The 23,488-nt window shown below is 75.3% G+C and carries 22 protein-coding genes; 8 read left to right on the plus strand and 14 right to left on the minus strand.

The window, feature by feature from the left end; all coding sequences use genetic code 11:
* The first annotated feature begins 14 nt into the window (after positions 1-14).
* From AFE02nite_RS15445 to galE, 4 genes are read left to right on the plus strand one after another with little or no spacing between them, the layout of a single operon-like run.
* A complete protein-coding gene (locus AFE02nite_RS15445) occupies positions 15-827 on the plus strand; it encodes a DeoR/GlpR family DNA-binding transcription regulator (protein WP_052114003.1) in 813 nt (270 codons plus the stop codon).
* A gap of 23 nt (positions 828-850) precedes the next feature.
* Entirely contained in the window at positions 851-1,978 is a 1,128-nt protein-coding gene (galT, locus tag AFE02nite_RS15450) for a galactose-1-phosphate uridylyltransferase (RefSeq protein WP_052114004.1), read from the plus strand.
* Complete coding sequence (gene galK, locus AFE02nite_RS15455) at positions 1,975-3,297, plus strand: galactokinase (RefSeq protein ID WP_146819982.1); 1,323 nt, start codon at positions 1,975-1,977, stop codon at positions 3,295-3,297. Before galT ends, galK begins: the two co-directional genes overlap by 4 nt.
* Positions 3,294-4,262 carry a UDP-glucose 4-epimerase GalE gene (galE, locus tag AFE02nite_RS15460; protein ID WP_034248995.1) on the plus strand — a complete coding sequence of 323 codons (969 nt, stop codon included), beginning with the start codon at positions 3,294-3,296 and terminating at the stop codon, positions 4,260-4,262. The genes galK and galE overlap by 4 nt, the downstream gene beginning before the upstream one ends.
* A gap of 39 nt (positions 4,263-4,301) precedes the next feature.
* Here galE and AFE02nite_RS15465 read toward each other — a convergent pair whose 3' ends face one another.
* From AFE02nite_RS15465 to AFE02nite_RS15500, 9 genes are all read right to left on the minus strand, one after another.
* Positions 4,302-5,327, minus strand: coding sequence for a permease (locus tag AFE02nite_RS15465; RefSeq protein ID WP_034248994.1), 1,026 nt, complete (start codon positions 5,325-5,327; stop codon positions 4,302-4,304).
* 173 nt (positions 5,328-5,500) lie between these two features.
* Positions 5,501-6,433: a phosphatase PAP2 family protein gene (locus tag AFE02nite_RS15470; protein WP_052114058.1), complete on the minus strand. Its 933-nt coding sequence runs from the start codon at positions 6,431-6,433 to the stop codon at positions 5,501-5,503.
* A 93-nt stretch (positions 6,434-6,526) separates the two neighbouring features.
* Entirely contained in the window at positions 6,527-7,693 is a 1,167-nt protein-coding gene (locus AFE02nite_RS15475; RefSeq protein WP_186814584.1) for an ROK family transcriptional regulator, read from the minus strand.
* 118 nt (positions 7,694-7,811) lie between these two features.
* Positions 7,812-8,231: an OsmC family protein gene (locus AFE02nite_RS15480; RefSeq protein ID WP_034249572.1), complete on the minus strand. Its 420-nt coding sequence runs from the start codon at positions 8,229-8,231 to the stop codon at positions 7,812-7,814.
* Between the two features lie 101 nt (positions 8,232-8,332).
* The gene (locus AFE02nite_RS15485; RefSeq protein ID WP_034249571.1) at positions 8,333-8,506 is read right to left on the minus strand and encodes a CsbD family protein; all 174 of its coding nucleotides are present in this window, start codon (positions 8,504-8,506) and stop codon (positions 8,333-8,335) included.
* 8 nt (positions 8,507-8,514) lie between these two features.
* Positions 8,515-8,676, minus strand: a complete 162-nt coding sequence (locus AFE02nite_RS15490; protein WP_146819985.1) for a YHS domain-containing protein — start codon at positions 8,674-8,676, stop codon at positions 8,515-8,517.
* Between the two features lie 155 nt (positions 8,677-8,831).
* Positions 8,832-8,993: a hypothetical protein gene (locus AFE02nite_RS17530; RefSeq protein ID WP_186814585.1), complete on the minus strand. Its 162-nt coding sequence runs from the start codon at positions 8,991-8,993 to the stop codon at positions 8,832-8,834.
* A gap of 147 nt (positions 8,994-9,140) precedes the next feature.
* Positions 9,141-10,400 carry an alpha/beta hydrolase gene (locus AFE02nite_RS15495; protein ID WP_146819986.1) on the minus strand — a complete coding sequence of 420 codons (1,260 nt, stop codon included), beginning with the start codon at positions 10,398-10,400 and terminating at the stop codon, positions 9,141-9,143.
* Positions 10,401-10,484: 84 nt separating this feature from the next.
* Positions 10,485-11,552: an LLM class F420-dependent oxidoreductase gene (locus AFE02nite_RS15500; RefSeq protein ID WP_034249861.1), complete on the minus strand. Its 1,068-nt coding sequence runs from the start codon at positions 11,550-11,552 to the stop codon at positions 10,485-10,487.
* 150 nt (positions 11,553-11,702) lie between these two features.
* Here AFE02nite_RS15500 and AFE02nite_RS15505 point away from each other — a divergent pair, with 150 nt between their 5' ends.
* Together AFE02nite_RS15505 and AFE02nite_RS15510 are read left to right on the plus strand one after the other, a co-directional pair.
* The gene (locus tag AFE02nite_RS15505) at positions 11,703-13,283 is read left to right on the plus strand and encodes an ATP-dependent DNA ligase (RefSeq protein ID WP_146819987.1); all 1,581 of its coding nucleotides are present in this window, start codon (positions 11,703-11,705) and stop codon (positions 13,281-13,283) included.
* A 166-nt stretch (positions 13,284-13,449) separates the two neighbouring features.
* Positions 13,450-14,466 (plus strand): zinc-dependent alcohol dehydrogenase, encoded by a 1,017-nt coding sequence (locus AFE02nite_RS15510; RefSeq protein ID WP_034247788.1) that lies wholly within the window; start codon positions 13,450-13,452, stop codon positions 14,464-14,466.
* Positions 14,467-14,547: 81 nt separating this feature from the next.
* Here AFE02nite_RS15510 and AFE02nite_RS15515 read toward each other — a convergent pair whose 3' ends face one another.
* From AFE02nite_RS15515 to AFE02nite_RS15525, 3 genes are all read right to left on the minus strand, one after another.
* The gene (locus AFE02nite_RS15515; protein WP_034247787.1) at positions 14,548-17,142 is read right to left on the minus strand and encodes an MMPL family transporter; all 2,595 of its coding nucleotides are present in this window, start codon (positions 17,140-17,142) and stop codon (positions 14,548-14,550) included.
* Positions 17,143-17,180: 38 nt separating this feature from the next.
* Positions 17,181-17,843 (minus strand): TetR/AcrR family transcriptional regulator, encoded by a 663-nt coding sequence (locus AFE02nite_RS15520; RefSeq protein WP_034247786.1) that lies wholly within the window; start codon positions 17,841-17,843, stop codon positions 17,181-17,183.
* A gap of 102 nt (positions 17,844-17,945) precedes the next feature.
* Positions 17,946-18,500, minus strand: a complete 555-nt coding sequence (locus AFE02nite_RS15525) for a YqgE/AlgH family protein (RefSeq protein ID WP_034247784.1) — start codon at positions 18,498-18,500, stop codon at positions 17,946-17,948.
* Between the two features lie 163 nt (positions 18,501-18,663).
* Between AFE02nite_RS15525 and AFE02nite_RS15530 the strand changes: the two genes are divergently transcribed.
* Both AFE02nite_RS15530 and AFE02nite_RS15535 read left to right on the plus strand, forming a co-directional pair.
* Positions 18,664-20,169, plus strand: a complete 1,506-nt coding sequence (locus tag AFE02nite_RS15530) for an MATE family efflux transporter (RefSeq protein WP_146819989.1) — start codon at positions 18,664-18,666, stop codon at positions 20,167-20,169.
* Between the two features lie 13 nt (positions 20,170-20,182).
* Positions 20,183-20,866, plus strand: coding sequence for an HAD-IA family hydrolase (locus AFE02nite_RS15535; protein WP_222594417.1), 684 nt, complete (start codon positions 20,183-20,185; stop codon positions 20,864-20,866).
* Here AFE02nite_RS15535 and AFE02nite_RS15540 read toward each other — a convergent pair.
* Complete coding sequence (locus AFE02nite_RS15540; protein WP_146819990.1) at positions 20,863-22,395, minus strand: phytoene desaturase family protein; 1,533 nt, start codon at positions 22,393-22,395, stop codon at positions 20,863-20,865. The two genes, AFE02nite_RS15535 and AFE02nite_RS15540, sit on opposite strands and share 4 nt — an antisense overlap.
* Positions 22,392-23,360 (minus strand): phytoene/squalene synthase family protein, encoded by a 969-nt coding sequence (locus AFE02nite_RS15545; RefSeq protein WP_146819991.1) that lies wholly within the window; start codon positions 23,358-23,360, stop codon positions 22,392-22,394. The genes AFE02nite_RS15540 and AFE02nite_RS15545 overlap by 4 nt, the downstream gene beginning before the upstream one ends.
* Between the last annotated feature and the right edge of the window lie 128 nt (positions 23,361-23,488).

The raw sequence follows: 23,488 nt of genomic DNA on the forward strand, positions 1-23,488 counted from the left end.
ACGATCCTGTTCACATGCTCGCGAGCCAGCGCCAGGAGGCCATCCTGGCCGCGATCCGCCGGTACGGCGCCGCACGCGTGGCCGACCTCGTGGAGTCCCTCGGCGTCTCCGACATGACGGTGCGCCGCGACATCGGCGAGCTCGCCCGCCGCGGCCTCGTGCTGCGGGTGCACGGCGGCGCCGTCGACGCCCGACGCGCGGCCGACGAGCCCGGGTTCCACGTCAAGGCCGAGCTGTTCTCGCCCGAGAAGGCCGCCATCGCGGCGGCGGCGATCGAGGAGATCTCCCCGGGCGGCGCCGTCGCCCTCTCCGGGGGCACGACGACGCACCTGGTCGCCCGGCTCATCGCCGAGACGCCCGCGCTGCGCCCGCTCACGGTCGTGACCAACTCCCTGCCTGCGGCCGAGGTGCTGCACCAGGCGGGCGCGCCGGAGCTGAACGTCGTCCTCATCGGTGGCACGCGCACCCCGTCGGACGCGCTCGTGGGGCCCGTGGCCACGCACGCGCTCGAGACGCTGCGCGTCGACGTGCTGTTCCTCGGCGTGCACGGCATCGACCTGCGGGCCGGCCTGACCACCCCGAACCTGCTCGAGGCCGAGACCGACCGGGCCCTGGTCGCCGCGGCCGGGCGCACCGTCGTCGTCGCCGACCACTCCAAGTGGGGCGTCGTCGGCCTGGCCCGGATCGTCGGACTGTCCGACGTCGACCTCGTCATCACCGACCAGGAGGTCCCGGCCGACGCCGCCGACGCGGCGTCCGACGCCGTGGACCTCGTCCTCGTCCCCGCACGCGACCGCGTGCCGACCGACCTCGGAGCCGTCACGTGATCACCCGCCGCACCGCCACCCGGATGGCCGACGGCCGCGAGCTCATCTACTTCGACGACTCGGAGCCGTACGTCTCCGGCGGCGCGACGCGGCGCCTGGACGACCCGCGGCCGCTGCCCGACCGCTTCGGCCCGGAGCCCTCGCTCCCCGAGATGCGGCAGGACCCGCTGACCGGCGAGTGGATCCCGATGGCGTCCCACCGGATGAACCGCACGTTCCTGCCGGCCGCGGACTCCTGCCCGCTATGCCCCGCCCGCCCCGGCGCCGCGTACTCCGACGGCGAGGTGCCGGACACCGACTACGACGTCGTCGTCTTCGAGAACCGGTTCCCGGCGCTGCTGGCGCCGCCCGACGGCACGGCCGGCGAGGCCTGGTCCGTCGACGGCGACCCGCTGTGGCCGGCCCGCACGGCGGCGGGGCGCTGCGAGGTCGTCTGCTTCTCCGCCGAGCACCGCGCGTCGTTCGCGGACCTGTCGCCCCGGCGCGCGCGCACGATCATCGAGGCCTGGGCGGACCGCACGACGGAGCTCTCCCGCCTGCCCGGCATCCGCCAGGTGTTCGCCTTCGAGAACCGCGGCCGGGAGATCGGCGTCACGCTGCCCCACCCGCACGGGCAGATCTACGCCTTCCCGTTCGTCACGCCGCGTACGCGCCTGATGCTCGACCGGGCCGCCGAGCACCGTGCCCGCACGGGGCGGAACCTCCTGCGTGACGTGCTCGACGCCGAGCGCCGCGCCGGGACGCGCGTCGTGCTCACCTCGGAGCACTGGACCGCCTACGTGCCGGCCGCGGCACGCTGGCCGGTCGAGGTGCACCTCGCACCGCACCGCGACGTCCCCGACCTGCCCGCGCTCGACGACGCCGAGCGCGACGACCTCGCCGCGGTCTACCCGGAGCTCCTGCGGCGCCTCGACCGCTTCTTCGTGACCGACGACGGCGCCCCCATCCCGCTCCCCTACATCGCGGGCTGGCACCAGGCCGTCGTCGGCGAGGGCCGTGAGCTCGGCCGCCTGCACCTGCAGGTGTTCTCGGTGCTGCGGGCCCCGGGCAAGCTCAAGTACCTCGCGGGCGTCGAGTCCGGGATGGGCGCGTGGATCAGCGACACGACCCCCGAGCGGATCGCCGCCCGGCTGCAGGAGGTGGGCCGGTGAACGAGGCAGCGGACGGCGCCGCGGACGACGGCGCGAACCCCGCCCCGCTCGAGTGGTTCCCGGCCTGGGGGCCCGCGGACGGCGCGGCCCGCGCGTCGGCCCTCTTCGCCGAGGCGTTCGGCGGTGCGCCGGCGGGCGTCTGGGCCGCTCCCGGCCGCGTGAACCTCATCGGCGAGCACACCGACTACGCCGGTGGGCTCTGCCTGCCCGTGGCGCTCCCCCACCGCACGTACGTCGCGCTGCGCCCGCGCGACGACGGACGCGTCCGCCTGGTCTCGGCGCAGGAGCCGACGCCGTGGGAGGGCGAGCTGGCCGACGTCGGGCCCGGGCGGGTCGACGGCTGGGCGGGGTACGTCGTCGGCGTCGCCTGGGCGCTGGCGGGGCACCTGCGGGCCGACGGCGCACCGGGGTCCGGCGCCGAGGCGCCCGGCCCTCAGATGCCCGGGTTCGACGCGGCCGTGGACTCGTGCGTGCCGTTCGGCGCGGGGCTGTCGTCGTCCGCGGCGCTGGAGTGCGCGGTGGCGGTGGCCCTGGACGAGCTCACGGGCACCGGCCTGGGCGGCGACGACGAGGGCCGCGCGCTGCTGGCCTCGCTGTGCGTCCGGGCCGAGAACGAGATCGCCGGCGCCCCGACCGGCGGGCTGGACCAGGCGTCCGCGCTCCGCTGCCGGGCCGACCACGCGCTGCTCGTGGACTTCGGCCGCGGGGGCGCCGCGCGGCACGTCGCCGCGGCCCTGGGCGACCTCGCGCTGCTGGTCATCGACACGCGCGCCCCGCACCGGCTGGTCGACGGCCAGTACGGCGCGCGCCGCGGGTCGTGCGTGCGGGCCGCGGAGATCCTGGGCGTCCCGGCGCTCGGCGTCCTGGCGGACCTCGACGGCGTCGCCGAGCGCCTGCGCGCCGCGGGCGACCCCGACGCCGAGGTCCTGGTCCGGCGGGTCCGTCACGTCGTCACCGAGAACGCGCGCGTGCGCCAGGTGGCCGCGCTGCTCGAGGAAGGCCGGCCGGCCGACGTCGGGCCGGTGCTCACCGCGGGGCACGCCTCGCTGCGCGACGACTACGAGGTGACGTGCCCCGAGCTCGACCTGGCCGCGGACACCGCGACCGCGGCGGGCGCGCTCGGCGCGCGCATGGTCGGCGGCGGGTTCGGCGGCTCCGTCCTGGCGCTGGTGCCGCGGCCCGCGGCGAAGACCGTGGCGACGGCCGTCGCGGCCGCCTTCGCGGCGGCCGGCTTCGCCGCACCCGCCTTCCTGGTCGCCGAGCCCGCGGGCGCGGCCGGCCGCGTGGACGACGTCGGCACATCCGAGGGGGACGCATGAGCACCTGGCTGGTCACGGGCGGCGCGGGCTACATCGGCTCGCACGTGGTGCACGCACTGCGCGCGGGCGGCTTCGACGTCGTCGTCCTCGACGACCTGTCGTCCGGGCACGCGGAGTTCGTGCCCGACGGCGTCCCGTTCGTGCCGGCGGGCATCGGCGAGACGGCGACCGTGGCGGCCGCGCTGCGCGAGCACGACGCGTCGGGTGTCGTGCACCTCGCGGGCTTCAAGTACGCCGGCGAGAGCGTGCGCCGACCCCTGCACACGTACGAGCAGAACGTGAACGGCACGGTCTCGCTGCTGCGCGCGATGGCCGAGGCCGGCACGCGCGCGATCGTCTTCTCCTCGTCCGCTGCCGTGTACGGGACGCCGCACGTGGACGTGGTCACCGAGGACACGCCGACCGCGCCCGAGTCGCCGTACGGCGAGACGAAGCTCATCGGCGAGTGGCTCATCGCGTCCCAGGCCCGCGCCTCAGAGCTGCGGCACACGTCGCTGCGGTACTTCAACGTGGTCGGCTCCGGGGACCCGGCCCTGCGTGACACGAGCCCGCACAACCTCGTCCCCCTGGTGCTCGACGCCGTCGTCGAGGGCCGCACGCCGCAGATCAACGGCGACGACTACCCGACGCCCGACGGGACCTGCGTGCGGGACTACGTGCACGTCGCCGAGGTCGCGGCCGCGCACGTCGCCGCCGCGCGCGCGCTCGAGGAGGGGCGCCCGCTCGAGCGGGTCTACAACCTGGGTGCCGGTGCCGGCACCTCGGTGCGCGAGGTGATGACGGCCGTGGCCGAGGCGACGGGCATCGCGTTCACGCCGCGCGTCGCGCCCCGGCGCCCGGGCGACCCGCCGCGCATCGTCGCCTCCGGCGAGCTCGCCCGGCGCGACCTGGGCTGGGCCCCGTCGGGTTCTGTCACCGAGATGGTGACCAGCGCCTGGGTGGCCCGCCAGCGCGCGGCGGGCTGACGCTGAGATTAGTGCATTCGCTCTAGTACCCGCGCGGCGTCACAGCCAGAGTGGTGCCAACCAGCCAAGGACGACGGCACCCACCACCAACGAGCCCACCACCAGCGCGACCACGCGCGCCCGGGCGATGACGAGCATCCCGGAGATCGCGCCGACGCTCGTGCCGGCGCCCGTGACGAGGAAGGCCAGTGCCGGACCGACGCCCATGCCCCCGTCCATGAGCGAGGCGACCATCGGCAACGAGCCCTCGGTGCTGATGTAGGCCGGGATGCCCAGCAGGGCCGCGAGCGGGACCGACCAGAACGAGTCGCCGCCGAGCGCCGTCGTGATCGCCTCCGTCGGCACCAGCTCGATGATGAGGTAGCCGACCGCGGCGAAACCGAGGAAGTACAGCGCGAGGCGTCGGCCGTTCTCCACCAGCGCCCGGACGAACAGGCGTCGCCGGTCGACCACGACGTCCGCCGCCCCGCACGCCCCCGCGGACCCGCCCTCCGGCCCGCAGCAGGACGACACGGGGGCCGGCGCCTCGAGGACAGCCAACGACGTGCGACCCTCGGCGGCCGGCGCGCCCACGGCGGCGGCCGACGCCCGGGCCGGCGCCCCGGCCGCGAGGCCCTGCGCCATCCGCGCCTGACCGACCAGCAGACCGGCCTTCTCGACCACGTGCGTCACCACCCCTGCCCCGAGTCCGATGACGATCGCCGCCACGAAGAACGTCGTCGCGAACGCACTCCCGAACAGACCCGTGGACAGGACGTACTCCGAGGGACTGGTCAGGGGCGAGGACACCATGAAGGCGACCACCGGCGCCCACGGCACCGAGGACGCGAGCGCCCCGAGCACGACGGCCGTCGTGCCGCACGAGCAGAAGGGCGTGAACGAGGCGAGCGCCACGGCACCCAGGACGGCCACCCAGACCCGCCGCCGGAGCCACGCGGCCAGCCGGTCCGGGCCCACGTACACCTGGACCAGGGAGGCCACCACGACGCTCGCCAGCAGGAACGGCCAGTTGTGCACGACGGAGAGCCACACCTGACTCACCACGGCACCGAGCACGTCGCCCATGACCTTCTCCACTCATCGAAGTTCATCTATGTCTTGCAGCACGAGAACATAGACGATCATCAATGTCTGCGCAAGGGTCCCGGGCGAGCGGGTGTCGGAGCGGTGCCCGACGGCGGGCACGCAGACGACGGCGGCGGCCCCACCGGGGACCGCCGCCGTCGGAGCGGAGAGGACTAGCGGGACTCGAGGACGGTGCCTGGTGCCTCGGCCACCCACGACCGCCGGCCCGTCACCCGCCCGACGACGTCCACCGCCGCGATGGCGACGAGGAAGAAGACGACCGCCGCGATGGCGTCGAGGATGAAGTGGTTGGCCGTGACCATCACGACGAAGACGGTCGCGAGCGGGTACGCGACGCCCAGGCCGCGCACCAGGCGATGGCGCCCGTAGGCGACGAGGATGACGCCCACCCAGAGCGCCCAGCCCACGTGCATCGAGGGCATCGCCGCGTACTGGTTCGACAGGGAGACCATGTCGTCCGAGGGCGTGAAGCCCCAGAGCACGTGCTCCTTGACCGTGTCAATGTAGGCGGCGCCCGCCATCAGGCGCGGCGGGGCGAGCGGGTAGAGCCAGTACGAGGCGAGCGCCATGAGCGTCATCGTCAGCAGGACGCTGCGACAGCGCGCGTAGACGGCCTTGCGCCGCCGGTACAGCCAGATCATCACGATGAGCGTGACCGACAGGTGCAGCGTCGCGTAGTAGTAGTTCGCCGGGATGATCAGCCAGAGCCGGTCCGCGCCCCAGTGGTTGATGCCGAGCTCGATGTCGAGCCCGAGCAGCTTCTCCGCGTCGAGGATCGACCGCGCGTTGCGCTGGGCCTGCTCGACCTGGTCGGGGATGAGGTTGCGGCTGATCGAGTACGTGAAGTACACCGCGGCGACGATGACGAGCTCGCGCAGCCAGCCCGGCCAGGTCCGGCGGCCCGACGCCGGGGCCGACGCCTCGGCGACGACGACGGCGGTCTCGGGCTCGACCAGTACGTCCTCCGCGAGCGCAGTCTCCGCGAGCGCAGTCTCCGCGAGCGTGGTCTCCGCCTGTGCGGGGTCCGCGAGCGCGGTGTCGGAAGGCTCGGACGTGGGGGCGTCCGAGGCAGCAGGGATGGGCACGTGCCCATTGGTACCAGCAACCGCCGACGACGCGCGGGGACCTAGGGGTGGATTTTTCACTGCCGGCCTCCGTCTCGAGGAGGATGCCGGCCCTCAGGGTCGACGGGCAGGGACCGCACCACCGGCGTCGAGGACCCGGTCGAGCACCAGCAGGGCCGCGCCGTAGGCGCCGGCGTCGGGGACCCGGCACGCCGTCAGACCGACCAGGTGGGCGTCCGGGGACGCGGCCGCCTCGCGTGCGCGGGTGGCCAGCACGGCACCGCGCGTCCGCGCGACGATCTCGCCCGCCCAGCCCGCCAGCACCACCCGGTCGGCACCGGTCAGGGTGAGGGCCGTCCCGATCGCGATGGCCAGCAGGTCCAGGCCGAGCTCGAGCGCGGTGGCCGCCCCCGCCTCGCCGGCGTCGGCGGCCGCGACGAGCGCCTCCAGCGCGCGTCTGTCCCCCTCGGGCGGCTCCCCGCCCCGGGTCCGCCACGCCTCGACCAAGGCGTCCGCGCCCGCGTAGGCCACCAGGCACCCCCGGCCACCGCACGCGCACCGCCGCCCGTTGGGGACGACCGTCGTGTGCCCCCACCGGCCCGGGACCGCGGCGACGCGCCCGAGGGTCACCACCGCCAGGTCGACGTCGCGCCCGAGCGACACCACGAGGGCCGGGGCCGCCGAGGACGCGGCCGGCGCCCCCGCGGCGTCGTGCCACACCTGGGCCGCCGCCAGCGCAGCCGCCCGAGCCACCGCGTGCACGGGGAGCTCGCCGGCGTGGCCAGGCTCCTCGAGCACGTCGACCAGCGGGCCGTCGAGCAGGTCGCGCGGCAGGGCGAGCCCCAGGCCGACCAGGCTCGGTTCGGTGGCCGGATGACGCGAGCGCACCGCGCGCAGGGCGCGGCGCAGCGCGGCCGTGACCGCGACGGCGCTGGCCTGCGCCGGGTCGACCGGCATGCGCTCGACGTCCAGGCGCCGCCTGGCGAGGTCCACGAGCTCGACGACGACGCCGTCGTCCGCCACCTCGGCCCCGAGGAGATGACCGGCACCCGCGCGCACCCCGAGCCGGCCGATCGGGCGACCGCCGTCGGACGGCACGGACCCGCGGCCCTCGACGAGGCCCGCCCGCAGGAGGTCGGCGACGATGGTCGCGACCGCCGCGGCCGACAGCTCGCAGACGTCGGCGATCTCCGCACGGCTGAGCTCGCCGGCCGCGACAAGGGCGCGCAGCACCGCCCCCCGGTTCGCGACCCGGAGGCCGCGCGACGTGCCAGCGCTCACTGGGCCCACTTTCCTCGCTCCTCAGTATAAGGAGCAGAGAAAGCGGTGAACAGCATCGACACCCGCACGGCTCGGTGAGCGGGCGCGCCGGAGGAGCGACCCCCGGAGCGCCCCGGCGTCAGGCGAGCAGCACCTGGACGGGCGTCCCCGCCTCGACCGTCCGCGACACCGTGCAGCTCCGGTCGTGCGACGTCTGCACCGCGCGCGGCAGCGCGGCGCGCGCGGCGTCGCCGGCCTCGCCCTCCGCGAAGCGCGCGGTGAACGTCACCTGGATGTCCCGCAGGCTGTTGCCGGTCTCGTCCCGCACCTTGTGCGCGTCGACGCGCGCCCGCAGCTCCTCGGGCTCGGCGCGCCGGCTCGTGATGACGTCGACGTCGGCGGCCGAGCACGCGGCGATCGCCACCATGAGCAGCTCGACGGGCGTGAACAGCTCGCCGCCATCCCCGGCGACGTGCAGCTCACCGCCTCGCGCGTTGCGCGCCCGGAACACCCCGGGCTCGACCCGCTCGATCTCGACCCATCGGTGGGTGTCCGACATGAGGTGGCTCCCCGTTCGAGTGGAACGACACGGTCGTGAACACGACTCGAGTGGAACGAGATGGTGGCATCTCGTTCCACTCGAGCGTGAATCGGCGACGGTCAGTGGTCGAAGGCGTCCTTGACCTTGTCACCGGCCTGCTTGAGGTTGGCCTTCGTCTGCTCGCCGCGACCCTCCGCCTCGAGCTTCTCGTCGTCGGACGCCTTGCCGAGCGCCTCCTTGGCCTTGCCGCCGAGTTCCTCGGCCTTGTGCTCCATCTTGTCGTCCACAGTCACTCCCCTCCTCAGGCGCTCGCGTACTGCGCGGGGTTCTCGGAGAACGTGTGGTAGCAGTCCTCCGAGCAGAAGTGGTACGTCGTGCCGTCGTACTCGGTGCTGGTCACGGACGTCACCGGCGAGACGTCCATGCCGCAGACCGGGTCACGCATCGTGTCGGTGTCAGTCATCGTCAGCCTCCCTTCCCGGCCAGTCTGCGTCGCGAGGGCGCGGGCGGCATCCGGAGCGGCCGACGCGCGGTCACCCGGAGCGGCCGACGCGCGGACGCGCGACAGCCCCGGACGGCTGCGGAGATCCGCGCCGCCCGGGGCCCGCGAGGGTCAGGTCAGCTGTGCGACGTCGTGCGGTGGGAGCGCAGGTGCAGGCGGTGCGCCGCGCGGCCGCGGGCGCCGGCGGTCCGGCTACGTGCCGCGAGGCGGTTGGCGAGGCGCTGCGTGAGCTCGCGCTCCTGCTGCTGGTAGACCCGCAGATACAGGTCCGGGTGCATGGGATCCTCCTGCACGACGTCGGGCAGGTGGCGGGAGTGGGCCACCCTGGCGGCCGCCGGAGCCGGGTTGTGGCCCGCCGGCCGGCGAGGCCTCGCGGCCTCACGTGACCTATGTTCCCACTGGTCAGAGGCTTTTTTCGAGGGTCGTCAGGAAGATCGACCGGGTGATTCGCCGGGAGGCTCCGTGGCGTAGAGATCCGTTGTCGTGGGGCCGTTCGACGGCGCCTTCCGCACGTCCACGACGCCCTGGGTAGTGGACGGTCCGTCCCAGCTGGCGAGCAGCTCGTCCAGAGCCGCCAGCACGGCGTCGGTGACGGCCGAGAAACGCGGCGAGCGGAGCAGGTCGAAGCCGTGCTGCGCGCCCGGCAGCTCGGCGTGCACGACGGGCGCCCGGGACACCGAGCGGAGGCGTTCGGCGAGGCGCTGCGCCATCGCCGGCGGCACGTACGTGTCCTGGTCGCCGTGGATCAGCAGGAACGGCGGAGCGCCCGCGTGGGCGAGGTCGCCGGGGTTCGCGGACGCGGTCCCGCCGCCGAAGTAGCCGCCGTACCAGCCGTACAGGCCGACGACGGCGACGGGCCGGACTCCCCCGTCGGCACCGGCGGCGGCCAGGGGGGCGCCGGGGCGCCGGAGGGCCAGGACCGAGGCCAGGTGCGCGCCCGCGGAGCTGCCCGCCACGGCGACGCGGTCCGCGTCGGCCCCCAGCTCGTCCGCGTGCGCGCGGACCCAGGCGATCGCGGCGTCGGCGTCGGCGAGGTGCTCGGCCATCCCGGCGTCGGGCCGCAGGCGGTACGCGGCACTCACGGCCACCCAGCCCGCGCGGACGGCCCGGTGCATGAGCAGGCGCGCCTCGCGGTCCTTGCGCCCGGAGGCGTACCCGCCGCCGTGGAAGTACACGAGGACCGGCGCCGGGGCGGGCGAGGACGCCCGGGCGGCCCGGCGGGGCAGGTAGACGTCGAGCAGGTTCCGGCGCCCGTGCGGTCCGTAGGGGACGTCCCGTCGCCGCACGACGCGCGGGCTGCGCACGACGAACGGGAACAGGCCGGCGGCGAGGTCGCGCCACGGGCCGCGGCGGCTGGCGTCGGCCGCGCGGGTGAGCCCGGCGTCGGCGAGCGCACGCACCAGGACCGGGCGCGCCGCGAGGCCCCGCCGCAGGATCACGCCGAGCCCGATCAGGGTGAGGGCCGCCAGTCCCGCCCCGACGACGCCGGGCGCGGTCCGCAGGGTGCCGTCGACGGCCGCGAGCACCGTGGCACCCGCCACCCAGAGCGCCGGCCACAGCGGCATCTCGTTCACCACGAGCCCGCCCACGAAGCTCAGCCGCGCCTGCAGCGGCGTGCGGCGCGGGGCCACGACCGCGAAGAACGTCGGCACGGCGACGAGCAGGATCGTGACGACGTATCCCATGCGCTCCCCTGCCCGACGATGCTGCCAGCGTACGTTCCCGTCGGTCGCCGCGCCGGACGTCCCCGGGACGGGTGCGGCGGGCGCTCAGGCGCGCGGCGGCGCGGGCTCGTCCAGCAGCGCGCGCACGGCGGCGAACTGCTCCAGACGCCCGTCGGGCGTGGGGGCGAGCGGCTGCACGGTGAGCGTGGTGACGCCGCTCGAGGCCAGCGCCTGCAGCCGCGTCCGCACGTGCGCCTCGTCGCCGATGAGCGCCGTCCCCTCGACGAGCTCGCCCGGGACGGCGCCGGCGGCGCCCGCCTTGTCGCCGGCCAGGTACCGGTCCTGCACGACGGCGGCCGCCTCGCCCAGGCCGTAGCGCGCCGCCAGGTCGGCGTAGAAGTTCGCGTCCCGCGCGCCCATGCCGCCGACGTAGAGCGCGAGGCGGTCCCGGTAGGCCGCCCGGGCGGCGTCGAGCGCGGGGCCCTCGCCGATGAGCAGCGGCATCGTGACCTGCACGTCCAGGGGGCCGAGCGCGGTGTCGCGGGCCGCGCGTCCGGCGTCGAGCGCGTCGCCCCAGGCCAGGTGCGCGCGCTCGGGCAGGTAGAACACCGGCATCCAGCCGTCGGCGATCTCGGCGGTCTGCGCGACGCTCTTGGGCGTCAGCGCGGCGATGGCGATCGGGATCCGCTCCCGCCGCGGCCGGTTGACCAGCTTGAGCGGCTTGCCCAGGCCGGTCCCCTGGTCGGGCGGCAACGGGACGCGCACGCGGCGCCCCTCGAACGCGAGGGGCTCGCGGCGCCAGACCATCCGGCAGACCTCGACGGTCTCGCGGATCCGCGTGAGCGGGGCGGCGTACGGGACGCCGTGGAACCCCTCGACCACCTGCGGGCCTGACGCGCCCAGCCCAAGCTCGAACCGGCCGCCGGAGACGTCGTCGAGCCCGGCAGCGGTCATCGCGAGCGCGGCGGGCGTGCGCGAGAACACGCCCAGGATCGCCGACTGCAGCGCGACCCGCTCCGTCGCGGCCGCCAGGTACCCGAGCCGGCTCACGGCGTCGAAGGAGTACGCCTCCGCGACGGAGACGACGTCGACCCCGAGCCGCTCCGCCTGCTGCACCGCGGGCACGGCCGCGCGGAAGTCGTCGGAGTAGTCGACGACGATGCCGAGACGCACGGCCTCACCGTACGCGAGCCGCCCCCCTCCCCCCTCAACTGGAGCGCGGTGGCGCCACCGTGCACCAGGTGGGCCGATTCCCCGCCGCGATGCTCCACTTGAGGTGTCGGCTCGGGTGGCCGCGTCGGTGGGGCGCGCGAGGATGGGCAGGTGCTGCTCGCCGACGTCGCCGCGACCTCCGCCGCGCTGGCCGCCACCCGCTCACGGCTGGCCAAGCGGGCGCTGCTCGCCGCGCTGCTGCGCCGCGCCGCGCCGGAGGAGGTGCCGGTGGTGGCGCGGTACCTGGGCGGCGAGCTGCGTCAACGCCGCACGGGCCTCGGCTGGCGGTCGCTCGCGGGGCTGCCGGGGCCGGCTGCGGAGCCCTCGCTCGAGGTGCTCGACGTCGACGCGGCCTTCGAGCGGATGGCGGCGCTCGCCGGGCCCGGCTCGGCGACCGCGCGCACGGCCCTGGCCGCGGAGCTGTTCGCCGCCGCGACCGAGCCCGAGCAGGCGCTCCTGCGCGGCCTGGTCACCGGGGAGCTGCGCCAGGGGGCGCTCGACGCGCTGCTGCTCGACGCCGTCGCCGAGGCCGCGGGCGTGCCCGCCGACGCCGTCCGCCGGGCCGCGATGCTCGCCGGGGCCACGGAGCCGGTCGCGACGGCGGCTCTGGGCGCGGCGTCGCCGGAGGCTGCCCTCGCAGTGCTCGGAGCCTTCGGGCTCACGGTGGGCCGGCCCGTGCGGCCGATGCTCGCGGCGTCCGCGCCCGACGTCGCGGCGGCGGTGGCCGGGTTCGGTGGGCGGCCCGTGGTGGTCGACGCCAAGCTCGACGGCATCCGCATCCAGGTGCACCGCGACGACGACGACGTCCGCGTCTTCACGCGCAGCCTCGACGACATCACGGCGCGCGTGCCGGAGGTGGTCGCCGTCGTCCGGGCCCTGCCGGTGCGCACGGCGGTGCTCGACGGCGAGGCGCTCGCCCTGGGGCCCGACGGCCGTCCGCGGCCCTTCCAGGAGACCGCGTCCCGGTCCGCGACGCGCGACGCCGAGCTCGCCGCCGCCGTGACGCTCACCCCGTTCTTCTTCGACGTGCTGCACCTGGACGGCCGCGACCTGCTCGGCGAGCCGTTGTCGGCACGGCTCGCGGCGCTGGACGCGGTGCTCGGGGGGCCGGGCGCCGCGCACGTCGTCGGGCGCGTGACGACCGCGGACGCCACCGCCGCGCAGGACGCGTTCGAGCGCTGGGTCCGCGAGGGCCAGGAGGGCGTCGTCGTGAAGGACGCCGACGCCCCCTACGAGGCGGGCCGCCGCGGTGCGGCCTGGGTCAAGGTGAAGCCGCGGCACACGCTCGACCTGGTGGTGCTCGCCGTCGAGCGCGGCTCGGGTCGACGCCGCGGCCTGCTGTCGAACATCCACCTCGGGGCGCGCGACCCGGCGGGCGGCTGGGTGATGTTGGGCAAGACGTTCAAGGGGATGTCCGACGAGATGCTCGCCTGGCAGACGGCGCGCTTCCGCGAGCTCGAGGTGTCCGACGACGGGTGGGTGGTCACCCTGCGCCGCGAGCAGGTGGTCGAGATCGCGTTCGACGGCCTCCAACGGTCGACCCGATACCCCGGCGGCCTCGCGCTCCGCTTCGCGCGCGTGGTCAGGTACCGCGACGACAAGGCGGCCGCCGAGGCCGACACGATCGATACCGTCCGGGCCCTGGCAGCACGCGGCCCTGTCGCCCAGGAGGATCCCGACCCGGGGGCGTAGGCGACGGGCTCGTCGGGCGTTGCGCGGAGAGTTCGCCGCGATATCCGCGGGGAACCTTCCACACAGGGCCAGGCGGCGGCCCCGCGCGGCCCGCCTGCGGCGTCGTCGGCGGCCCCGTCCGCCACGGCTAGCCTGAGCGCGGCAGTGTCGCCGAACAGGAGGACCGATGCGTGCGTTCGTCATCACCGGCCCGGGCCACGGCGAGGTGCAGGACGTCCCCGAGCCCGAGGCCGCGCCCGGCCAGGTGGTGGTCGACGTCGAGCGCGCCGGCGTCTGCGGCACGGACGCCGAGTTCTTCTCCGGGCACATGGCCTACCTGCGCACCGGCGACGCGGCCTATCCCATCCGCATCGGGCACGAGTGGTGCGGTCGCGTGAGCGCGGTGGGCGACGGCGTCGGGCAGGAGTGGCTGGGGCGGCGCGTCACCGGCGACACCATGCTCGGCTGCGGGCGCTGCGCGCGGTGCACCGGCGGCCGCCAGCACCTGTGCGCCGACCGGTACGAGATCGGCATCCGGCGCGGCTGGCCCGGCGCGCTGGCCGAGCGACTCGCGGTCCCGGCGTCGGCGCTCGTCCCGCTACCCGATGCGGTGGACGAGGCGATGGGTGCGCTCGTCGAGCCCGGCGGCAACGCCTTCCGGGCGGTGCGCGCCGCCGACGCGCGGCCGGGTGCGCGCGTCCTCGTGCTCGGCGCGGGCACGATCGGCCTGCTCGTGGCCCAGATGGCCGCGACCGACGGCGCGGAGGTGCACGTGCTCGGCCGCAGCGAGCGCTCACGGACGTTCGCGGCCTCGCTCGGGGTCGCCAGCGTCTGGACGCGCGAGACGCTGCCCGCGCTCGCCTTCGACGCCGTCGTCGACGCCTCCAACCACCCCGACATGCCGCGGCTCGCCGTCGAACGCGTGGAGCCGGGCGGCCGCGCGGTGTTCATCGGCATCTCCGGCGAGCCCAGCGTCGTCGACAGCCGCGACCTCGTCCTCGCCGACGTCACCGCCGTCGGGATCCTGTCCGGGTCAGGCGGGCTCGCGGGCGCCGTCGACCTCTACGCCGCCGGCCGCGTGGACCCTCGGCCGCTGGTCGCGGCCACGGTCGGCCTGCACGACGTCGCGGACGTGCTCGCGGGCCGGACGCCGGACGGCGCGGGCGCGGGCCCGAAGACGCACGTGGACCCCCGCGGACTCTGACGCCCGCCCTCTGCGGAGGATCCGTCGCGCTTTCCGCGACGGATCCTCCGCAGACCCGACTGACGGGCGAGCCGTGGCGCGCTACGCGACCTCGTGGTGCTCGACGTGCGGGTGCCGGCGCTCGAGCTTGGCGCCCTCGACGTCGACGTCCGGGAGCAGACGGTCGAGCCAGCGCGGCAGCCACCACGCGTGGTCGCCGGCCAGGTGCAGCAGCGACGGCACGACGAGCATCCGCACCACGAACGCGTCCACGAGCACGCCGAACGCGAGCGCGAAGCCGATCGGCCGGATCATCGTCGACTCGGCGAAGATGAAGCCGCCGAACACCGAGGTCATGATGAGCGCCGCCGCGGTGACGACGGCCCGGCCGGCCCGCACGCCCTGGACGATCGCCATGCGCGGCGAGGCACCGTGCGCGTACGCCTCGCGCATGCCCGAGCCCAGGAACAGCTGGTAGTCCATGGCGAGGCCGAACAGGATGCCGACCAGGACCGTCGGCAGGAAGCTCAGCACGGGTCCGGGCGCGTGCACCTGGAACAGCCCGCCCAGCCAGCCCCACTGGTAGATCACGACGACGGCCCCGAGCGCCGCGAAGAACGACAGGACGAACCCGAGGGTCGCGATGAGGGGCACGAGGATCGAGCGGAACACCAGCATGAGGATGATCAGCGACAGCCCGACGACGACCGCGAGGTAGGTCGGCAGCGCCTCGGCGAGCTTCGCCGACACGTCGATCGCGCCGCTCGTCTGGCCGGCCACGGCGATCGGGATGTCGCCGTCGAGGGGCGACATGTCACGCAGGTCGTTGACGAGCGCCTCCGTGGACTCCGCGTTCGGGCCTTCCTCCGGCACCACCTGGAACGCGGCGAGCGAGCCGTCCTGCGAGGTGGCGACGGGCGCGACGGCCGCGACGTCGGGCACCTCGAACAGCCTGGAGGCGACCGCCGCCTGGGCGGCGAGCGACTCGTTCTCGTCGGCACCCGCGGGCAGGTCCGCGATCACCAGGAGCGTGCCGTTCTGGCCGGCCCCGAACTTCTGCTCGATGGTCCGGTAGGCCTGGTAGGTCGTGGACGACTTCGCCTCCGACGAGCCGTCGGGCAGACCGATGCGCAGGCTCGTGGCGGGCAGCGCGAGCAGCCCGAGGGCCGCGACGCCGACGAGGGCACGGACGATGGCCCGGCCCGTCGACATCGGGCGCAGCGGGGTCGTGGCGGGCGCCGGGGCGGTCTCGAGGTGAGCCCGCTCCCGACGGCGCAGCACGCGCGTGCCGAGCAGGCCCAGCAGCGCGGGCGTGAGGGTGATGGCGACGAGCACGGCGATCGCGATGCTCGCGGCGCCGACGGTGCCCATGAGCCCGAGGAACGGGATGCCGGTGACGTTCAGCGCGAGCAGCGCGATGAGCACCGTCGAGCCGGCGAACACCACGGCGTTGCCGGACGTGCCGTTCGCCAGGCCGATGGACTCGTCGACGTCGTAGCCCTGCTTCAGCTGGCGCCGGTGCCGGTTGAGGATGAACAGCGAGTAGTCGATGCCGACGGCGAGGCCGAGCATGACGCCGAGCACCGGCGTGACCGAGACCATGTCCACGACGCCGGAGAACGCCAGGGCCCCGAGCGCGCCGATGGCGACGCCGATGCCGGCCGTGAGGATCGGCAGGCCGGCCGCGACGAGGGTGCCGAGCATGACCAGCAGCACGACGGCCGCGACGAGGACACCGACGGCCTCGCCGAACCCGAGGATCTTCGGGACCTCCATGGCGATCCCGGAGGTGAAGTCGATGTCGACGTCGTCGATCGAGGCGCCGCGGAACTCGTCGAGGACCGACTGCTGGACCTCCTCGGGCACCTCGAAGGTCGCGTCGTCGAAGACCACGGTGACGACGGCGGCCGAGCCGTCCTGCGAGACCTGTCGGATCTGCTCGGCCATCTCCAGGAGCCCGGCCCCGAGCTCGAGCCGCTGCTCCTCGCGGTCGAGGGTCGCGTAGCTCGTCTCGACGTCCGCGGCGCCCTGGTCGAGCTCGGCCCGCTGGGCGTCGACGGCGTCCTGCTGGGCGTCGAGCTGGGCCCGCTGGGCGTCGAGCTGGGCCTGCTGCGCGTCGAGCTGCGGCGCGACCTGCGCGGTCATGCCCGCGGCCTCCGCCTGCGCCCGGGCGGCGTCGAGCTGGGCCTGCGCGTCGTCGAGCTGGCGCTGGCCCTCGTCGAGCTGGGCCTGACCGGCGTCGAGCTGGGCCCGGCCCGCCTCCACCTGCGCGCTGGCCTGCTCGAGCTGGGCCCGCCCCTCCTCGAGGCTGGCGCGACCGCCGGTGATCTGCTCGGCCTGCGCCGCACGCTCGGCCTCGGTGGCGAACGGGTCGACGACGCGGGCGACGCCGTCCAGCCGGCCGACCTGGGTGACGAGCTCGCTGATGGCCGTCTGCTGCTCGGCCGTGAAGGCGGCGCCGTCGTGCGTGCTCATGACGACGGTGCCCGTCGCGCCGGCGGCCTCCGGGAACTCGGCCTCCAGCCGCGCGGTGACCTCCGCCGTCGGGGTGTCCGGGATCGAGAACCCGCTGGCGAGCGTGCCGCCTGCGACGAGGTATGCGCCGCCGGCGAGCGCCAGCACGGCGAGCCACGCGGCGACGACCATGCGGGCGTGGTGCGCGCTGAAGCGGCCCAGGCGGTAGAGGAGCTCGGCCATGTCGTCCTTCTTCGAGGTGCGGAGCAGGGATGCTGCGGTCAGATGGTCGGCCCGGCGCCGTAGCCGGTGCCGACCGCGGTGAGCAGACGCTCGAGGTAGCCGTCCCAGACGGTGCGGGACTCCTCGTCGTCGGTGGCTCCCGTGGCGGCGAGCCAGTGGTGGTAGAGCACGATGAGGCCGCTCGTGAGGGCGTTGACCAGCAGGTGCACCTCGAGCTCGTCGGCGCTGGGGTGCCGCACCGCCATCGCGACGGAGAAGCGCCGGCTGACCTCGTTGAACGAGCGCAGGAGCAGCGTGGCCGCCCACGGGGACTCGAGGTCGACACGCATCTCCACGCCGCCGAGCGACTGGGTGAGGTACGCCATCGGCCCGACGAGCTCGGTGCTGCGCAGCGCGCTCGCCACCTCGGCGAACATCGCCGCTGGGGTGTCGTCCACCGCCGGCACCGCGAGCGCGTTCTCGACGAACGTGTCGACGAGTCCGCCGAGCACGTCGCTGCACACCGCGGTCACGACGTCGTCGAGCGTGGCGAAGTGGTTGAAGACGGTGCGCCGCGAGACGTCGGCACGCTCGGCGAGCTGGTCGACGGTGAACCGCAGGCCGCCGTGCTCCTCCAGGAGCGCCGCGGCGGCGTCGACGATGGCCTGCCGCGACCGCTGCTTGAGGGCGGCGCGACGGTCGATCGGGACGACATCGGACATGGGGATGACACTAAGTGCATCCTTGCACTCAGTGCAAACGTAGGACCACTTCGCTGCAGGCGCCCGTCACGCCCTCGCCGACCGCCCGCCTCCCCCGGACGCTCAGTTGAGGCTCGGGTCCTCCGGGAACGTCGACACGATGGCGAGCGCCCCGCCCTGGCGGCGCAGCACCCGCCGCCACAGGAGCCCGGGCTCGGGCGTCGTGAGGTCGCCGGGGCGGGCATCGAGCACGTACCAGTCGCCGGCTGCCACCTCGGCCTCCAGCTGGCCGCCGGACCACCCCGCGTACCCCACGAACACCCGCACCCCCGTGACGCCGGACAGCGCGTCGGCAGGGTCCGCGTCCAGGTCGACGAGCCCGAAGGGGCCGACGAGGGGGTCGACCGCCTCGCTCGAGGCGCCCGGGACGAGCGTGGCGACGCCGAGCGCGCCGTCGAGGCCCACGGGCCCGCCCTGGAAGAGCGTCGCGGGCGGCGTCACGGCGTCGTGCCACGCGGGCAGCGCCTCCCCGGTCGGCACGGCGACGGGGCGGTTGAGCACCACCCCGAGCGCGCCGTCGTCGTCGTGCCGCAGCACGAGGACGACCGTGCGCCGGAAGTTCGGGTCGAGCATGCCCGGCGTCGCGACGAGGAGCTTGCCCGCGAGCTCGTCCGCCATGCCTCCATCATCGCCCGCCACACGACGCACCGCGCACCCCGGGGTGACGAGGATCACCCGCGGTTTCCGCTTGCGTTCCGGGGGGTCGGAACGATTCGATAGGGGCGAGCGGTCGACGGCGACGCGCGCCCCACCGTTTCCCCAGATCCCGGAGCACCCACGCATGGCCAAGGCCCTCACCACCGGACGACCGTGGCGCGTCATCCTCGCGTTCGCCGTCCCGCTCCTGCTGGGCAACGTGGTCCAGCAGGCGTACCAGATCGCCGACGCGATGGTCGTCGGCCGGGTGCTCGGCGTCGACGCGCTCGCCTCGGTCGGCGCCACCGGGAGCTTCATCTTCCTGCTGCTGGGCTTCGCCTGGGGCATGACCTCGGGCTTCGCCATCCCGACGGCGCAGGCGTTCGGCGCGGGCGACGCGCGGGCCGTGCGCCGCTCGGTGGCGGCCGGCACGATCCTCACCGGCGCCGTGAGCGTGGTCGTCACCATCGTCGCGCCGCTGCTCGCCGAGCCGGCGCTGCGCCTGCTCCGCACCCCGCCGGAGCTGCTCGACGAGGCGACCACGTTCGCCGTCGTCAGCTTCCTCGCGGGCTCGACGATGATGTTCCTCAACTTCCTGTCCGCGATCCTGCGGGCGATCGGCGACTCGCGGACGCCCCTGATCTACCTCGTCGTCAGCTGCGTGCTGAACATCGTGCTGGTGCTCGGCGCGGTGCCCGGGCTCGGCCTCGGGGTGGGCGGCGCGGCGCTGGCCACCGGCCTCTCGCAGGCCAGTGCCGTCGCGATGTGCCTGGTCCACATCCGCCGGCGCGTCCCCACGCTGCACGTCCGTCGCGAGGACTGGCACGTGACCCGCGAGGAGCTGCGCCGGCACCTGGGCCTCGGCCTGCCCATGGGCTTCCAGGCGTCGATCATCGCGATCGGCATCCTCGCCGTGCAGGTGCGCCTGAACGACCTCGGCCCCGACGCCGTCGCCGCGTACACGACGGCCACGCGCGTCGACAACTTCACGATCGCCTTCCTCGGCTCGATGGGCATCGCGGCGTCGATGTACGCGGCGCAGAACCTGGGCGCGCGCCTGCCCGACCGCATCCGGACCGGCATCGGCCAGGCCGTGGCGATCACCGCGGGCGGCGCCGCCCTCCTCGGCGCGTTCATCGCGTTCGCCGGCCCGTCGCTCGTCCGGCTCTTCGTCGGCCCGGGCGAGGAGACCGTCGTCGACATGGCGGCGTACTACCTGCACGTCAACGGCTCCTGGTACGTCGTGCTCGGGGTGCTGTTCGCCCTCCGGGGTGCGCTGCAGGGCCTCGGCTACACCTCGGTCCCGACGATCACCGGTGCCCTCGAGCTCGCGTGCCGCGTCCTCGCCGCCATCGCGCTCGGTGCCGTCTGGGGCTACCAGGGTCTCGTGTGGGGCAACCCGCTCGCGTGGCTCGCCGCCGTCGCCGTCCTGGTGCCCGCCTACCGGCGTGCGCACCGGCGGCTCGACGACCTGCGCCCGACGCAGGAGCCGGCGCCCGACGCGCGGCCGGCCGCCGACGCGCGGCACGCCCCGCCGGTCGTGGTCGTCGTGGGAGAGTCGTCCGACGGCGGCGTGCTGCTCGACGCGATCGCGCCGGGGGACGCGGCCGACGACGCGACCGCGTACGCGGGCGCATCCGCCGCCCGCTGACGAGGACCCCGCCGTGACCGACCCGCTGCACCTGACCGCCGCCGCCGTCCTCCTGGACAACGACGGCGTGCTGGTGGACTCCAAGGAGTCCGGCGAGGTCGCGTGGCGCACGTGGGCGGTCCGGCACGGGCTCGACCCCGAGGCCGTCATCGCGCTCGTGCACGGCGTGCGCTCGCGCGAGACGGTCGCACGCTTCGTCCCGCCGGAGCAGGTCGACGCGGCGACGGCCGAGATCGACGGGCTCGAGCTGGCGTCGACCGCCGGGACCGTCGCGATCCCGGGCGCCGCGGCGTTCGTCGCCACCCTCCCGGAGCCGGCCCGCGCCGTCGTGACCTCCGCGCCGCAGGCCCTGGCCGTCGCCCGGCTCCGGTCCGCAGGGATCCCGGTGCCCGCGACGATCGTGGCGTCGGAGGACGTCACGCGGGGCAAGCCCGCGCCCGACCCGTACCTCGCCGCGGCGGCCCGCCTGCACCTCGCGCCCGCCGCGTGCGTCGTGCTCGAGGACAGCGCGAGCGGCATCCGGGCGGCCCGCGCAGCAGGGGTGGGCGCCGTCGTCGGGATCGGGGCCTCCGCGCTGGGGCAGGGCTGCGACGTCGTGGTGGCGGACCTGGAGCACCTGCGCTGGTCCGGCCGGGGGCTGGCCGTGACGGACCCGCTCGAGCACGCGGGCGGGGCCGCGCCCGGACTCGCCGGCTAGGCCCCGCGGCCCGGCCGGCGCAGGCCGAGGTCGTCGGCGACGCGCTCGGCGGCGAGCCGTCCGGAGACGAGCGCGGTCGGCACGCCGGTGCCGGGGTGCGTGCTGGCCCCCGCGAAGTACAGGTTCCGGTACTGGGCGTGCCGGTTGTGCGGGCGCAGGTACGCCAGCTGGAACAGCGTGTGCGCGAGCCCGTGCGTCGCGCCGCGCTCGAGGTTGTGGTGCGCGCGCCAGGTGGGCGGGGTGGCCGTCGCCTCGACCGTGATGTGGTCGGCGACGTCGGTCAGGCCGAGCTGGGCCAGCCGGGCCAGCACCGCGCGCCGGGAACGGTCCAGCTGGACCGCCCACTGCGCGTCCTCGGCGGCGCGCAGCTCCGGGTCGTCGCCGTCGTAGACCATGTGGCCCGTCGGCACGACGGCGATGAGCGTGTCCCGCCCGGGCGGCGCGGTCGCCGGGTCCAGCCGCGTCGGCGCGTGCACGTAGACCGAGGGCAGGTCGGGCAGCGGCTCGTTCCGCTCGATGCGGTCGAAGTTCTCGCGGTAGCAGTCGGCCAGGAAGAGGGTGTGCGGGCTGAGCTCGGGGTACTCGCGGTCGGTCCCCCAGAAGAAGCTGATGGTGGAGCCGGAGTAGGTGCGCCGCGCCAGGCGCTGCGCGGGGCGCCGGTCCGGCAGCAGCCGCCGGTACACGTAGGGGAGGTCCGCGCTGGCGACGACGACGTCGGCCGGCAGCCGCCGGCCGTCCTCGAGCACGACGCCGGTCGCGCGGTTCCCGGCGACCTCGATCGCGCCGACGGGCGCCCGGTACTCGATCGCGGCGCCCGCCGCCGTCGCCGCGTCGGCCATCACCTCGGCGATCCGGTACATGCCGCCCGTGGGGTACCAGACGCCGTGGGCGAGCTCGCTGTACGGCGTGAGGGAGAACGTCGACGGGGCGCTGAACGGGCTCAGGCCCATGTAGACGTCCTGGTAGGTGAACGCCGCGCGGAGCCGGTCGGAGTCGAAGAAGCGACCCATGTGCCGGTAGTGCGGCGCGAGCGCCTTGATCCGCAGGGCGAGGACCGCGTTCGCGGGCGTGAAGAACTGCGTCGCGCGCCGGAAGTCGCGGTCGACCAGGCCGGACATGCCCAGCTCGTAGTGCCGCCGACCCTCCTCGACGTACCGCAGGAAGCCGCCGAAGCAGCCGGGCTCGATCGCCTCGAGCCGGCTCCGCATGGCCGTGAGGTCGGACGTCATGGCCAGCCGCGTGCCGTCGTCGAACACGACGTCGTAGGTGGGGTCGACGCGGACCGGCGCCAGCGCCGCGTCCATGTCGACGCCCAGCCGCTCGAGCTCCCCGCGGTAGAGCAGCGGCATGATCAGCAGCGTCGGGCCGGTCGAGAACGTGTGGCCCTCGCGCGTGAACTGGCCCACCCGGCCGCCCGGCTCCCCGTTCTTCTCGACCACCGTCACCTGAAGACCGCGGCGGGCGAGGTGCGTCGCGGCGGACAGCCCCGCCATGCCGGCGCCGACGACGACGGCGGTGGGCGCGCTCATCGGGCCACCGCGAGCGCGCGCGGCGCCTGCCGGGGCCCGACGGCGTCGCTCGCCAGCAGCGACCGCGCGGCGTCGGCGGCGATGCGCAGGCCGCCGCGCAGCGTCGCGCGCTCGGGGTAGCCGGCGCGCAGGCGGTAGCCGTCCGCCTCGATCGCGTCGAGCACCCACTCGAACCGCGCCGTGTACGCGTGCCCGGCGACGCGGCACCGCGGGTCCTCGACCCGCTCGAGGTACTGCCGCCCGACGGCGAAGCACGCGCGGGCGAGCTCGACCCGGTCGCGGACCCACGCGCGCATCGCCGGCGCGTGCAGGTCCGCCAGCGACGCACCCGGCTCGTCGAGCACCTCGGCCGGCACGTTGACGTATCCGGCGTCGAGGTCCTCGACGAGGTCGCGCAGCATGTGGGCGACGTGCGCGCCCGTGACGGCCGCGTACCGGGTGTCGTCGTGCGGGCTCGGGCACCCGTGCCCGATGCAGTGGTGCAGGGCCTCGGTGACCGCGACCGCGAGCAGGCGCGTGTACTCGTCGAGCTCGCGCTGGGTGACCGGTCGGCCGCGGCGACGGACGTCGAGCTCCATCACGTCGAGCATCGCGCCCAGCGAACCCAGCAAGGGCTCGCCGTCGACGCCGAGCGCCGCCCCGGCGGCACCGAGCCGGACGAGCAGCCCCTCCTCGGGCGTCACGGGCGCCCAGGCGCCGTCCCGCGCGTCGGGCAGCGGGGCGCCGTCGGTCGCGAGCGCCAGCAGGCGTCGCTGCCGGGCGACGAACGCGAGGCGGCTGCCGCCGCCGGGCAGCCGCTCGTCGACCATGTCGTCGAGCCACCGGAACCAGGCGTAGAGCGCGAAGGCGTCCGCGCGGTACCGCGGGTCCGCGAGCCACCGGATGGTCAGGTACGACTGCCTGCTGGCGGCCCGGGTGATACCCGCGGCGAGCACGTGCTGCGGCGCGCCGGCGATGCCCGGCATGGCCACCTTCTTCCGTCGGCGAGGTGCACGAGTCCCCCAGCGACGCTAGTGACGCCCGGCCCCGCGAGCACGGGCCTTGTGACCTACGCCACGTCTCGACGCGCGCGCCCGGCCCGCCCCGATGATGA

This window comes from Actinotalea fermentans (assembly GCF_007991475.1).
GTDB classification, from domain to species: Bacteria; Actinomycetota; Actinomycetes; order Actinomycetales; family Cellulomonadaceae; genus Actinotalea; species Actinotalea fermentans.